The sequence below is a fragment of the Streptomyces sp. Je 1-4 4N24 genome (assembly GCF_026239515.1).
GTDB classification, from domain to species: domain Bacteria; phylum Actinomycetota; class Actinomycetes; order Streptomycetales; family Streptomycetaceae; genus Streptomyces; species Streptomyces nigrescens.
On record NZ_CP110836.1, the window covers coordinates 3226014 to 3238945 of the forward strand.

Annotated in this window: 10 protein-coding genes and 2 pseudogenes; 4 read left to right on the forward strand and 8 right to left on the reverse strand. The window is 67.1% G+C overall.

Annotation, left to right across the window (positions count from 1 at the left end; genetic code table 11):
- Positions 1-90: 90 nt before the first annotated feature.
- Both SLV14N_RS13660 and SLV14N_RS13665 read right to left on the reverse strand, forming a co-directional pair.
- Complete coding sequence (locus tag SLV14N_RS13660; RefSeq protein WP_263269466.1) at positions 91-1071, reverse strand: TRM11 family methyltransferase; 981 nt, start codon at positions 1069-1071, stop codon at positions 91-93.
- Between the two features lie 17 nt (positions 1072-1088).
- Positions 1089-1748 (reverse strand): hypothetical protein, encoded by a 660-nt coding sequence (locus tag SLV14N_RS13665; RefSeq protein ID WP_263269467.1) that lies wholly within the window; start codon positions 1746-1748, stop codon positions 1089-1091.
- A gap of 464 nt (positions 1749-2212) precedes the next feature.
- Between SLV14N_RS13665 and SLV14N_RS13670 the strand changes: the two are divergent.
- The 4 genes and pseudogenes from SLV14N_RS13670 (at position 2213) to SLV14N_RS13685 (ending at position 6533) form a co-directional block, all read left to right on the forward strand.
- Positions 2213-3042: pseudogene (locus SLV14N_RS13670) on the forward strand (hypothetical protein).
- 363 nt (positions 3043-3405) lie between these two features.
- Positions 3406-3775: pseudogene (locus SLV14N_RS13675) on the forward strand (pilin).
- A 314-nt stretch (positions 3776-4089) separates the two neighbouring features.
- Positions 4090-5730, forward strand: coding sequence for a hypothetical protein (locus SLV14N_RS13680; protein ID WP_263269469.1), 1641 nt, complete (start codon positions 4090-4092; stop codon positions 5728-5730).
- 5 nt (positions 5731-5735) lie between these two features.
- On the forward strand, positions 5736-6533 hold the full coding sequence (locus SLV14N_RS13685) for a PrgI family protein (RefSeq protein ID WP_263269470.1): 798 nt from the start codon (positions 5736-5738) through the stop codon (positions 6531-6533).
- Positions 6534-7914: 1381 nt separating this feature from the next.
- Here SLV14N_RS13685 and SLV14N_RS13690 read toward each other — a convergent pair.
- From SLV14N_RS13690 to mycP, 6 genes are all read right to left on the reverse strand, one after another.
- A complete protein-coding gene (locus tag SLV14N_RS13690) occupies positions 7915-8439 on the reverse strand; it encodes a hypothetical protein (RefSeq protein ID WP_263269471.1) in 525 nt (174 codons plus the stop codon).
- A gap of 5 nt (positions 8440-8444) precedes the next feature.
- On the reverse strand, positions 8445-10280 hold the full coding sequence (locus SLV14N_RS13695; protein ID WP_263269472.1) for an alpha/beta hydrolase family protein: 1836 nt from the start codon (positions 10278-10280) through the stop codon (positions 8445-8447).
- An 8-nt stretch (positions 10281-10288) separates the two neighbouring features.
- Entirely contained in the window at positions 10289-10765 is a 477-nt protein-coding gene (locus SLV14N_RS13700) for a hypothetical protein (RefSeq protein ID WP_263269473.1), read from the reverse strand.
- A 210-nt stretch (positions 10766-10975) separates the two neighbouring features.
- On the reverse strand, positions 10976-11284 hold the full coding sequence (locus SLV14N_RS13705) for a WXG100 family type VII secretion target (RefSeq protein ID WP_262037687.1): 309 nt from the start codon (positions 11282-11284) through the stop codon (positions 10976-10978).
- A 71-nt stretch (positions 11285-11355) separates the two neighbouring features.
- A complete protein-coding gene (locus tag SLV14N_RS13710; protein ID WP_262037688.1) occupies positions 11356-11718 on the reverse strand; it encodes a WXG100 family type VII secretion target in 363 nt (120 codons plus the stop codon).
- Positions 11719-11872: 154 nt separating this feature from the next.
- Positions 11873-12922 (reverse strand): type VII secretion-associated serine protease mycosin, encoded by a 1050-nt coding sequence (gene mycP / locus SLV14N_RS13715; protein ID WP_263269474.1) that lies wholly within the window; start codon positions 12920-12922, stop codon positions 11873-11875.
- Positions 12923-12932: the final 10 nt, after the last annotated feature.

Sequence of the window (12932 nt, forward strand, 5' to 3'; positions counted from 1 at the left end):
GGGGTGGTCTCCAAGTGCCAGGTGACGGGTGCGGCCTGGGCCCTGAGGCCCAGGCCGCTGGCCCCGGAGAACGGGCTGCCGAGTGGACGATCAGCGACCGGCACGGCCGTCCCTCGCGGCGCAGGTGCGGGATCGGACGGCTGACGTGGAGGTCGAGGTGTGGTCAGTTCTGGCCGCGGAGACGGTTGTGCCGCGGCAGTGCTGCGTCGTCGTGGTGTGTGCGTCGTGTTGTCCCGGCCGGGTGAAGATCAGGACGTCCTCGTGCTGGATCACTGACAGGGGGATGCCCTGGCGGCGGGCATCGCGGACGTTCTTCATCTGGAAGAACGACGGCCGGGAAACGAGCTGGCTCTCGCGGATGCCCGTGAGGAGGGCGACGCAGCGTTCGGCGGGTGTGAGGCCGGCGGCTTTGCCGGCGGCGAGGACGGCGGAGGGCAGATCGATGAGTTCTCCGCGTTCGCGCCAGGGGCGGGTGGTGACCACCGCGGTGCCGCCGGGGCGCAGCATGGTGCGGCACTGGGTGAGGATCTCGGTGAACGCCTCCAGGAGGTGGGTGGTGGAGACGTGGGCGAGGTTGGCGCGGTCGTGGCCGTAGCGGAAGTGCTTCTTGACGACGCCGCGTTCGCCGGTGTCCCGGGTGGAGCGGACCTGGCCGTGGACGCTGGGCCCGTAGGGGGGTGAGGTGACTACGAGTGCCACTTCGCCGCGGGTATGGGTGGGGGCGAGGTCGGTGAGGTGGCGGGCGTCGCCGCAGCGGACGGTGCCGGTGCCGGTGCTGCTTTGCTGTGCGGCGGAGCGTGCGTTGAGTGAGGCGAGGGTGGCCCACTTCGGTTCGTATTCGATGCCGAGAGCGTTGCGGCCGAGGTGGAGGGCTTCGACGAGGGTGGTTCCGATGCCGCACATGGGGTCGAGGACAAGGTCGCCGGGGTGTGTGTAGGTCTTGGTGGCGTGGGCGGCGATGGCCGGGAGCATTTTGGCCGGGTGGGCGGCCGAGCCAGGAACGTAGCGGCCCTTGCGCTGGGCGGGGGCTGAGGTGGGGGCGGTGTTCCACACCGAGAGGGGAAGCGTCACCAGTGGGCTCCTCGGGTTCATGTGTGGTGGATTGCGGTGAGGGCGATCAGGTCGCTGTGGATGACACCGGGGCTGGCGTCGGCGGGTGGAGTGGGGACGAGACGGTCGTCGGCGGGGTGGGCGTGGGCGACGATGACGTGCTGGAGGTAGCGGAACCCGGCGGTGCGGGCGCAGGCGATGAGGGAGCCGAGCGGGTCGGTGAGGATTCCGTCGTCACGGCGCTGGCGGGTGGCCAGGAGCAGGAGGCCGTCGGCTGGTAGGAGGCGGTGGGCGCGGTGGAAGAAGCCGGACCAGCCCTCTTCCATGGCGCCGGGCATCTCGTCGGCGGTCCCGCCGGCGAGGTTGTCGATGGGAGCGGGGAGGACGTCGGGGTGAAACTCGGCGAGCAGCATCGTCATCCTGCTCGGCGCGCCGTTGCCATAGGTGACCAGGCGGGCACGCGCATCCATGCCGGGTCCGGTGTCCGGGATGGAGATCTTGAGCAGGGCGGCTGGCGGCTCGTCCGGGCCGTGAGTGAACTCGGTGCGGATCTGCTCGATCGCCCAGTTGGGCAGCACGGCGCCGGGTGCGGGCACGGTGTCCGGCTGGTCGGGGGTGGGGAGCCAGACCGTGGTCGGCAGGGGGCGAGCGGTGTGGCGACGGGCGGTGCCTTGACCTCGGCGGTGAGTGGAGGACATTGACGAATGGCGCCCGGGAGCGGGTCCAAACCGTCTGGTGCTGACATGAAGTAATAGGGATGCGTACGGGCGTTTCTGTCGTCGCCGCGGAGGGCGTTCGAACCGGGAACCCACCGGCAGAACCGTCACACTTGACCGGAGTTCGGGAGAGGCGGCTCTCGGTTTTCCCAGGTCGGCCAACTGGTGGACCAGTGGCGAGCCATCTGCGAGCCACTGCCGAGCCATCGCCGAAGAGCGCGGCGCGTTCAGCGAAGACGTGCCGAAAATTCTTTGTGTTCGATTCTGGCGATCCCCCTACGGGAGCAGCGCTGGTCACCGGAGGCGGGCAGTGGCTGGCCCTCGTACAGACCGGGCCAGTGGTCCGGCTGGCGCGCGAGGCCGGATCGCGGCCGGTCCGCGGGTGGCACGGGACGGTGACAGGGCTTGCGGCGAACGTTGTCCGCCACTCCCGCAAGGAGATGCCCATGCGCCACACCTCCCTCTCCGCCAGCCACCGCGCCGCTTGTACGCGTCCGCTCGACCGCTCGCCGCTGCAGATGTTGGAGGAGTCCTTCCTCGCGCTTGCCACTGCGCCGCAGCCGCTGACGCTGCCGGCGCGTCTGGTTTGTGAGGAGCCTGAGCAGGACGTGCTGCCGGTGGACCAGGTCCGTACCCGGCTCGCGCACGCCGCCACCTGCCCGGTGCTGCGCGAGCAGACCTGGGGTGAGGTGATCCGCCGCGCCCAGCGCCTGGGTGAGCCCTGGGACACGGTGGCCGTCGCGATGACCGTGCCGGTTCTGCGCCGGATGCTGGCCCGCCTTGCCTACCCGGTCCACCTGGAGCGCGCCGAAGTCGAGCAGGAGGCTCTCGCCGCTGTCGCCGTCGCCCTGCCTTCCGTGGACGCGGACGCCGCAGACGCCGCCAGGGAGTTGTTCGCGGCGGCCGACCGGGCCGTGCACCGGCTGGCCTACGCCGCGCGCCGCCGAGCCGAACGCGAGACCGGCCAGAACGCTGCTCACCTGGGCCGCCTGGCCGGCACTGCCCCTCGCACGGATCGCACTGGCTGCCACGGCGACGTTCCTGGGGGCGAGGTGGGTGAGGAGGGAGACGAGTACGCGTGTTGGTCAACGCCGTGCGGGCCCGGGTCGTGGGCATCGCCGAGGCGCAGTTGATCGCCCGGACGCGGCTGGGAGGCGAGTCGATGCAGCGTCTGGCCTCTGAGGGCGGGGTGAGTGTGCGTCAGCTCTACCGTCGCCGTGCTGCCGCTGAGCAGCAGTTGGCCGTCCACCTGCGCCACCAGCTACGCGAGCAGTAGAGCCGGCGTCGAAGAGTCGAAGATCGGAGGCATTCAGTGGCGGATGTCAATTTCCGAGCTGTGAGTCTCTATTAGGGGTACGGCTCCCCCGGGTGCGCGCCATGCACCCGGGGCCCGTGGCCCCGGCGCAGGCCGCTCGTGGTCTGCTGCCAGGCCGCCGTCGTGTGGGGTGGATGCACCGTCTCGTGCTGACACCCGAGCACCCGTGTTCCCGCTGCCGCTCCTGAAGGAGGTCGGCCCCGGGCCGGATCCATGTTCACCCCACACCGCGCGGCGCCTTATCGATGAGGTCGCCGCGCCGCCTCGCTCTCGTTGCGTTCGTCTCTGCCCACGCGTGCTGGGCCTGCTGGAGGTGCGTCCGTCATGCTCGCAAGACTTCGTCGGCCGCGCCGACGGCTGATCCGGCTGTTGGGCCGCTGGACGGTCCGGCTCACCGTCGTCACCGCGTTCATCTGCTGTGTAGTGCTGGTGAGCCCGCCGCAGGTGTGGGCGGTCGCGGACATCCCGACCGTGATCAAGAACCTGCGGAACTGGGTCGTCGGCATGCTCTCCGGGCTCGCCACCCTGTTTCCGCTATCTCATGGCCGGCGGCGACCCTGGTGAAGTCGAGTCCGCCAAGCGGGCCCTGAAAGCCGCGGCCATCGGCTACGGCCTGGCGATCCTGGCCCCGGTCCTGGTCACCGTGCTGCAGAGCATCGTCGGTGCGGGCACCGATGGCGGTGGCGGGAAGTGAAGCCCGGCAGACGCCTCGTACGCGCCACCCTGCTCCTCGTCGTGGCCGCCCTCCTTCCGTTCGCGCCGTCGGCCTCACCGGCCTACGCGTACGCGGCACCCCATGCGCCCGCTGCCCCAGATCCGCCACAGCCCGAACCGCACCCGGCGCCCGGCCCCTCCGCCACGCAGCCGCACACGGGGTCGCCGAAGCCGGATCCCGCCCCTGGCCCGACTCCCGCACCGGGGCCCCCGTCCCCGAAGCCTTCTTCGAAGCCTTCTCGCCCGGCGTCTCCGGAGCCGGCGCCAGGGCCGACACCACCGGCGTGCGAGGTGATGGGGAAGGAGTGCGTCAAGGACACCTCCTCGGGCTGGGACGCACTCACCGACTTCCCCGGCATGATCGTGGACGCGATCACCTCGTTCCTGGGCACGCTGATCGAGCAGGTCATGAAGCCGGTCCGTGAGTTCCTCGCCGACACTCTGTTGGCAACGCCGGACGTCACCAAGCACGCCGACGTCAAGCGACTGTGGGCCGCCATGCTGAAGATCACCTGCGGCATCTACGTGCTGTTCGTGACCGCAGGCGGCATCACGGTCATGGGCTACGAGACCGTCCAGACCCGCTACGCCCTCAAGCAGATCCTGCCGCGGCTGCTGTTGGGGATGGTCGCGGCCACCACCTCCTTGACCGTGATGGGCAAGGCGATCAGCCTGGCCAACGCCCTCGGCCACGCGATCATGGCTACGGACATGGCGGACTCAGGGCAAGGCATAGTCGAACGCGTCCTGCCGTTCGCGCTGTTCGGCGTCGCGGGGCTGAAGCTCTACCTACTCCTGCTGGCTATCTTGATGGTCGCGCTGGTCCTCGCGGTCCTCATCGGCTTCATGGTGCGCGTCGCGGTACTGGCGCTGCTGGCCGTGTGCGCACCCCTCGCCCTGGCGTGTCATGCCCCTCCGCTGAGTGATCCGGTGGCCCGGCTGTGGTGGCGGGCTCTGGGCGGCTGCCTGGTCATCCAGGTCGCGCAGTCGATCACGTTCGTCCTCGCCGTCAAGCTCTTCTTCGCTCCCGGGGCGACGACGCTGGGTATCCCGAAGTCCGACCAACTGGGCACGATGCTCGCCGGCCTCGGGCTGTTCTGGGTGCTGTTCAAGATTCCCGGCTGGGCGTTGCAAGTGGTCCTGCGTGGCGCCCCCATCCACCAACCGCACGTGCCTGCCGCTGTACGGATGGTGCGTCACCTGGCGATGTACCGGCTCATGGATCACTACCTGCCCGGCATCGGGCTGCTGCGGCGCCGCCCCGGCGGCGGACGTGGCGGCGGAGTCGGGGGCGGGGGCGGGGGCGGCATGTCGGGGCTCGGTCCTCGCCGTGGCGGTCCAGGGGGTGGGGGTGGCCGCCCGAGAGGTGGTGGGGGGAGTGGTGGCCGGTCTGGTGCGCCCGGATCTGGGAGTGGCGGGGACGGGCGAGGTCGGGCACCAGTCGCCCGGAGCCGGGTTGGCCTGCATCGCGCCGAAGGGCGAACTGCCGAGCACCGGTCGGTGCTCACAGCCGCGGAGGCTGGTCCAACGCACCAAGCCGGGCCTGTCGGCGTGACGCCCCAACCGCCACCTGGGGGTCCGAAGCGTCGCGGCATCACGTCCCGTACGCCTGGAGGCCCGGCGCCTCGAAGCCCTGGACCGAAGGGGGCCCTCCTCGCCCGTGCATCGAAGGGTCCACGCGTGATCCATCCAGCCCAGGCCACCCCCCGTCGCATGCAGCCACCCTCACCGCCCATCCCCACCGAGCTCGCCCCCGCCCAGCGACTGCGGTCTTCCCGGCGCTTGCCGCCCCCGCAACCCTCGCGCCCTGTACCAGCCCCGGCACCAGCGCCGCGTGCACGCCAGATGGCGCTGCGCGTCCCCGCTGAGCGTGTACGCGTGCGCCCGCCCCAGCCCATGCAGCTACGGCTCCCCTTCGAACCGCCGTGGAGGTAACCCGTATGAATGGCCCCGACACCCCGGCAGACGCTCCGCACTCCACGCGTATTCCCGCGGACATCTCCCGCCCCGACCGGCTCTTGGGCCCCTTCACCGCCCGGCAGACCGCCATCCTCGCCACCACAGCTGGAGCCCTCTACGGCGGTTGGTGGGTGACCCGGGCCTTCATGGCACCCCTCACCTACGCGGCGCTGGTGGTCCCCGTCGCCGGGGCGGTGGCCACGCTGGCGCTTGGCCAGCGGGAGGGCATCGGCCTGGACCGCTTCCTGGCAGCTGCCCTCTCCCATGCCCGTACGCCGAAACGCCGGGTGGACGCCCCTGAAGGCGTCCCGCCGCTACCCACCACCATCCCCTCCCGTTGGGCGAAAGCCGCAGGACCACCTCCGGCCGCCATGCGCATGCCCTACGAGGGCCTCGCCGCGGACGGTGTGCTCGACCTCGGCGGTGAGGGCCGCTGCGCCGTGGCGATGTGTTCCTCCGTCAACTTCGAACTGCGCTCCGTGGCCGAGCAGCAGGGACTGACCGCTGCCTTCGCCCGCTGGCTCAACTCTCTGACCGGCTCCACCCAGCTGCTGGTGCGCTGCCACCGCGTCAACCTCAGTCCCCTCGCCGGCGCGCTTCAGCGCAACGCCGCTGCTCTGCCGCACCCGGCGCTGGAGCAGGCCGCCCGCGCCCACGCCGACTTCCTCGCCGACCTGGCCGCCAGCGTGCCGGACACGCCACCGGTCGCGTGGCTGTCGCCCCCAGCCGGAGGGCGGGAATGGACGACTACGCTGGACGCGATCGAGGCCGCACGATGAACGGCGGTCAGCGTCCGCAGGTCGGCGACGAGGTCGAGTATGCCCTTGGTCGCCGGGCCATCGTGACGGACATCAGGAACGGCGTCCCGTACCTGCGAGTGGCTGGGCGTCGGGAGTGGCCGGCTGAGGATCCGGACTCACTGAGGGTGACGCGGACGCGATCGCAGCGGATCACGGAAGGTGATCTGCAATGAGCAGGGTGCACGTCAAGCCGCAAGCCGAGCTGCCGGTCTGCCTGTCCCTCTGCCGCCCGCTGCTCGCCCTCGCAGCCTGCAGCCCTGCCTGTGCGGCAACTGCACCGTCCCCATAGACCGCTCCGGGCGGGGACGCTCGTGCCACTCCCCGCCCCGGGGCGAAGACGAAGGCGACGTGGCACCGCCGTTCACCCACCTGCACCGCGACGCCAAACCGCGAGCCCGCGAACTGGCCGCCGACAACTAACCGACCGTGCTGCGGGAGCTGATCGACGCCGGCAGACCCGTCCAACGCTACGAAGGCCCGTGCATCCTCGAGGGCATCGGCCAGTCGGTGCCAACGCGCAGCTGGCAAGGCGCCGGTGCCATGTGTCAACGCCCAGAAGCACTCCATGCCATTGTCACTGCGTCACATACATGTGGTGACACAGCCAGTGGGCAGGTCGTCAGAGCTGCGCACGGTCGCCGATGTACCTGGTCGTCTCACAAGCCATTCGCGAGATGCCCGCGAATTTGACGCACAGTTTGGTATCGGTACCCGTGTCGAAAGTGCCCCACGTGTGGCTGAGCGTACTTCCGACCTGGCGTGCCCGTGCTGTGCGAAAGTGCCGCCCATTCATGAAGAGGCTGACCTTCCGGTGCTTCGACCCCCGCGAAGGGTTGGTCCAGATCGCCGTTACGGAATTCAAATGGTTGCGCCCCTCCAGCCGGCTGCAAACCTGAGGCCCCGAGAAGTCATGCGTGCACGCACTGGTCAGCCGCAGCCGGGGCCGCGGTCACGACGGGGAGCAGCGCTGAAGCCATCACTAGAGGAATAGAACGCTTCAAAAGGCGGACTAGATGTCATAAACGTCACGCTTGACCAACGCTCTGCCAGCACGGAGGAATCGTCGCGTTACCTGCGATCAACCAACCAGCCGAGCTCCGCCCCACGCAGCGAGCACTGAAGCGGCCAAACGCGTCTATATCCACCTCGGCACTGCTACCGCGGCAGGACTCGCGATCTGGCTCCACACATGATCGCCCGGACAAGTAGGCCGACAACGTGGACCAGCCGGAGCCGCCACAACCCTGCGCCGTCAACCGGAACGCCGTACACGCTCCAGGGATGGCGAGCCCGGTACACGCCTCCCGAGTGTCCCGAGCAAGGCATGGTGAAGGGCCCCGGATTCGTCGCCGAGTTCTGTTCAGGATTTTTCCTCGTAACACCTGGAATACAAGGTTACCTCAATAAGAGGGGTGTGCCCGTCGAGCCCCTTCATCCAGGTGGCTTCAAGCTGGGTATGTGTCTCCAGGTGGACGGCCATTATTTCCAGGTTTCGATTCCTGCTGGAATCCTTGCCGTACTTCACTACCTTCCACCCCTGCTGCGGAAGTGCATTGTGCAGATTTTCCATACCCTTCTCAAGGGCACCATTCTCAACCCCGTACATTGACCAAGGGTGTCGAACGTTGCGGTATTTCCGTGACTCGTCGCCAGACGCATCGCAGGATCCTACGCTGGGGCCCGCCTCGGTCGTCTTTCCCTTGATGGCCAGAATTTCCAGGACTCGGCTGGACAAGCTTCCGACTTCATGCACGACCTCCTGGCTTTTGCGCACCTCAGGATCGTACTCAAGGCCACTGGAGTCTTTCTTCACGGCAGAACACCCCACAGTCATGATAAGGGCACTCAGTATCACGGAACTTGCAATGAAACTATTCTTGTTCATATAGGTCACCAATGAGCCTTACTGTCCAGCGTGACGTCACCGTATCTGGCCACTACGACTCGGGCCTGGTTCTTAAGACTCAGCGATGCCTGCCCGCCCTCTGTGTCCCAGAAGGCTCCGTGGCCTCCCGCGTCACTCGTCATGATGTTTCCGCCGAACTCCGGGTCTGTGGGGATCACCAAGTTATCTCCGAGCCCGCTGAGGTAACCTCCGTGGCGGACGATGAAGTCATCGCTGCCACCCCCCATCGCCCACATGTGCTTGGGGTCGATGCCCAGATCCGCGGCGTGGTCCGCTTGCATGCCGGGGCTGCCTGCGACCAGGACGTCATCTGCTGGAACGGGGGTCTCGTTCCAGCCGGCCGTCTTGGCGGTATCACCGATCAGCGTACTGCCGTAGCTGTGCCCAATAACGGTAGTGTGGCCAGTCTCGCCGCTCGCGTATTGGTGTGCTGTTCTGTTGCCTTCGAGGAAATGGTGGAGTATCGGGGCGCCCTGTTCCGCATACCTGTCGCTGGTGGCCTCAGGAATGATGTCCGGGGCATCGTAGTCAAGCCAGGTTATGGTGGAGATCTTCTGGCCGGGCGCGAGCCGTACGCTCTCGTTCCACAGGCTTTCACTGCGTTTGAGGTCCGAAGGCGTGTCACCGGAATCCTCACCGATAGTCGATATATCCGTCGTGGTACCGGGGACATATATGGCGGTGTGGTCGGCCGTATCCGGATTTCCGTTGGCAAGAATGATCCTTCCGTTGCCCTCGCCATCCGGGTCGAACCCGAGGAGGTAAGCCTCCGGGAGACCGTTCTCGCCAGTCCGGTCAAAGCGGTCCTGAATGGCCCGCATTCCCTTCAGTTTCTCCTCCAGGTACTCCTTCCGCTCGCTGTACTTGCCGTGCCAGTCCAGCCACTCCTGGCTGTACGTCATATCGCCGCGGGCCCCGATGGGGACGAACTGGGGTGACGGTTCCTTGGGGATGGCGTTGAGCTTCATCTCGTGCTGGCCACGCGTTTCCGCCAGTACGGTCCGGTTGGCCTCGTCGCGTGCGTCGGCGGGAAGTCCGTTCATGGCCCCGATGCTCGCGGGATGCAGGGCGATATAGGCGTCGCGCTGGTCGGCGGACAGGTGCTTCCACCACTCCGCGTTGTCTTCCGGATCGCCGTCCTTGGGCGGGGTCTTGATGCCGTCCAGGTAGTGATCGGCGCCGTCGCGTACGCCGCCCGTGTCCTTCTGGGCGTCCACCCAGTCCGCGGCGGAGACGGTCAGGTCGTCATCGGCCCTCAGTTTCCGGAGCTTCGGGGCCCATTTCTCGTCGGCCTCCGTGGCCTCTTCCAGGGCTACGGCGATACGGTCGGCGTATTCCTGAGCCCGGACGTAGTGCGGATTCGGGTGAAAGCGGGCGGCCTGCCGGTGGAGCGCTTTGGCGGTCTTGTCCGTGACGCCGTTCACCGTGCCGCCCGGCGGGGTCTTCCCCTGGTACTTGTCGCCCCCTGCCGGGTAGGTGACCGAACCGTCCGTCTCCACAGTGAGCTTTTCGCCCTCCGCGTCCGCCACTGCCGCGTCGAGCTTCTTCTTGGCGGCCTGCAGATCGGAGGCAAGGGCATTGAGGGCGGTACTGATCACGCCGCACTCGACCTGGGTGTAGTGGAAGTCCTTTGCCAGCTCGCGGAGTTGGTGGAGGGCGGCTTTCGCGGCCACGCCGGAAAGCGACTCCCGCATTTTGACCGCAATCCGCCGCTCAAGCGCCTCATTGGCCGCATTCGCCATGTCGCTGGTGGCGCGGTATCCGCGAGAGGCCATCTCGAAGTCGGACGTCCGTAGGTTCTTGAGAGCCGTGTAGTCCATGGTTCAGCTCACTTCCCCCCGCCACGGCCGCCGACGGCTGGCGTGTCCTCGTAGCGATCGGACAGCTTGTTGAACGAGCGCCTCACAGCCTGATCGTTGCCGTCCAGGTGATCACCCGCCTTCTCCAACTGCACCTGAAGTGCGCTGCACCGGCCACTCAGCGACTCCAAGTAGCGCTGCCAGGAGTGAAAAACCTCCTGCTGTGCCGCCGCACTGTGCACTCCACTTACGCCGGATCCGGTGCCGAAGCCTTGCTGCCCGTCTTCCAGTTTCGTCAGGGCCTTCTTGACATCCCCGCGCAACGACTGGACATCGTGGCCTGCCCGCACCCACGCGGCCTTCTTGGACTTCAGGGCGTCCGACTCACTGGCCGATCCGTCGCCCGAACCGCCCTGCCAACCATCCCCGCCCGCGCTGGCGAGCTGCATCCCACTGTCACCTGCGGCCGTCTGCTTCAACGCGGCCCACTCTTCATCCCACGACATGACATTCCCCCCGGCCATGCAATCGGCCATGTTATCCGGCAACGGCAACGAACCCCCGGGCCGACGTTGTGACGGGACTCAGTCAGGCTTCGGCTACCTACGGCTGTGAAGCCCCGCCACCTACCGCTCATCGCATGTGTCGCGCAAGACAGTGGGGTGGTCGGACGCCTGGACACTGTCCGACCACCCCATCGCACACGGCTTGACGGACTACTGGAAGAAGCCGGCCGCCCGGCGGTCCGTGGCCTGGTAGTCGGCGCTGCCAGAGCGGATCTTGGTTGCTACCTCATGCAGAGTGCTCTGGATGTGGCTCGCGCGGGCATTCCACTGGCGCTCAGCAGCCTGGAACGCCTGGTGGGCCTCGCCCTCCCAGGAATCAGAGACGCGCTTGACCGCGCCCCAGATCTTGTCCAGCTCGGCCTGCAGCTCCTTTGCGGCCCGCTCGATGTCGGCGGCGGTCTGCTCCAGAGCGCCATAGGTGACCCGAAGGTTCTGGTCGCCGGCCATACTCTCCCCCACTTCTCGGAGTTGTCACTCGGTGGTCGTAATGTGCCTGCCGGGAACTCGATGCCCCAGCGCTGTAGCGGCGTTTAGTAGTTGCTGATGCCGCTTGCAGAGCCGGGGTCCAGGTGTCCGCCGGCCGCGCCACCGTTGACGTCGATGCCCCGGAAGCTGGACAGCACCTCGGCGTCATTGGAGTCGCTGGTGACGCTGGTGCGGGCGACGGCTTCCTTGATGCCGTCGAGCATCCGGCGCAGCGCGGCGTGGTCCTCGTTGAGCGCGTTCTGTGCCTGCCGGAAGGCACTCGCCCCCTGCCCCGTCCACGCGGTCTCGACTGCCGCGATGGCGTTCACCAGCGTCCGGAGCTGCGCCGACATCGACTGGCTGCCGCTTTGGATCTCGCTCTTGAGCTTCTCGATCTCCGCATACGTAAGTGCGGTGTTCCCTGCCATGATCCACCTTCCCCCATGAGTAAGTTATGAAGCCGATACGGTTTGCCAGTGCTCGACTTCTTTCGACGGCCACATCTCATTAGATGCAGCCGACTCCGCTGATCACCCTAGTCGCGGCCGACTGGAGTTCCAATTCTCTTTTCCGAACTTGGAGCTACATCCTTCGGCGTCGGACTATCAAGAAGCCGCCGATGACCAAGAAGCCAGCGACTACGCCGCCCCCGACGATAACCGGCCAGTTCTTGGAGTCGTCATTATCCGCCTGGGCCACTTGCCTTTGCATCTCACTTGCGTTGCCCGAGCTTTCCTCGGGTTGAGGAGATTTTGAAGGCGTTGCGGTTGCGTGGGCCGCAAGAAGCGGGTTGACGTCGGCAGGACCAGGCTCGCCTTCCTTGTCCAGCAGGATCTTGCGCGGGCGGACAATCCCGTAACCGAGGTACTTGCTCGGGACCTTGCCGTCCTTAGGCTTGCCAGCGGTCTCCATCATGACTCGCAGGACCTGGTTGTTCGTCCAGTGCGGGTGTGCGGACCAAACCAAAGCTGCCGAGGCTGAGGCGATAGCTGTCGCATCACTTGTTCCCCACGTTGTGCAATCCAGCAGGGCCTTCGTGCAGCGAGTTGGGACTTCAACCCCCGGAGCGGCCAACGCCACTTGCGGCCCAAAGACCGAGAACTTTGTTACCTTCAACGATTTGTCCACAGCGCCGACTCCGACGATCCCGGGAAGGCGCGAAGGGTAATCGGGGGCGTTCCCTTTGGCTCCGTCGTTACCTGTCGCGACGAAGATGAGGCTGCCCTTCTGATTTGCGTAGTCGATCGCGGGTTGCAGCACCTCCTTGGCTAGGTCGCTGGCTGGTCCGCCCCGAGAGATGTTGATGACTCTCGCGCCTTGATCTGCTGCATAACGGATAGATTTGGCCATGTTGACGATCCAGTTCCCACCAAGACTTCTGATGGGAAGGATCTTCGATCCTGGCGCCAGCCCCCAGGTGCCATCCCCGCTCCGCTTGCCGGCGATGATCATCGCCATGCTGGTGCCGTGGCCTTCGCTGTCGAAGTCTGCACCGCGCCCTTCTCCGGAAAAGTCCCTGCCTGGCAGTACCTGACCGCGCAGCTCGGGAACGGAGTCGTCGACACCACTATCGACCACAGCAACGGTGACGCCTTCCCCCGTGCTGACCTGCCACATGCGCTCGGCCTGCATCGCGTCTAGG

Excerpts from the sequence above, each read along its gene's own strand:
- SLV14N_RS13665 (WP_263269467.1), bottom strand. The coding sequence starts at position 1,748 with ATGTCCTCCACTCACCGCCGAGGTCAAGGCACCGCCCGTCGCCACACC.
- SLV14N_RS13680 (WP_263269469.1), top strand. The coding sequence starts at position 4,090 with ATGGGGAAGGAGTGCGTCAAGGACACCTCCTCGGGCTGGGACGCACTC.
- SLV14N_RS13685 (WP_263269470.1), top strand. The coding sequence starts at position 5,736 with ATGAATGGCCCCGACACCCCGGCAGACGCTCCGCACTCCACGCGTATT.
- SLV14N_RS13690 (WP_263269471.1), bottom strand. The coding sequence starts at position 8,439 with ATGAACAAGAATAGTTTCATTGCAAGTTCCGTGATACTGAGTGCCCTT.
- SLV14N_RS13695 (WP_263269472.1), bottom strand. The coding sequence starts at position 10,280 with ATGGACTACACGGCTCTCAAGAACCTACGGACGTCCGACTTCGAGATG.
- SLV14N_RS13700 (WP_263269473.1), bottom strand. The coding sequence starts at position 10,765 with ATGTCGTGGGATGAAGAGTGGGCCGCGTTGAAGCAGACGGCCGCAGGT.
- SLV14N_RS13710 (WP_262037688.1), bottom strand. The coding sequence starts at position 11,718 with ATGGCAGGGAACACCGCACTTACGTATGCGGAGATCGAGAAGCTCAAG.
- mycP (WP_263269474.1), bottom strand. The coding sequence starts at position 12,922 with ATGCAGGCCGAGCGCATGTGGCAGGTCAGCACGGGGGAAGGCGTCACC.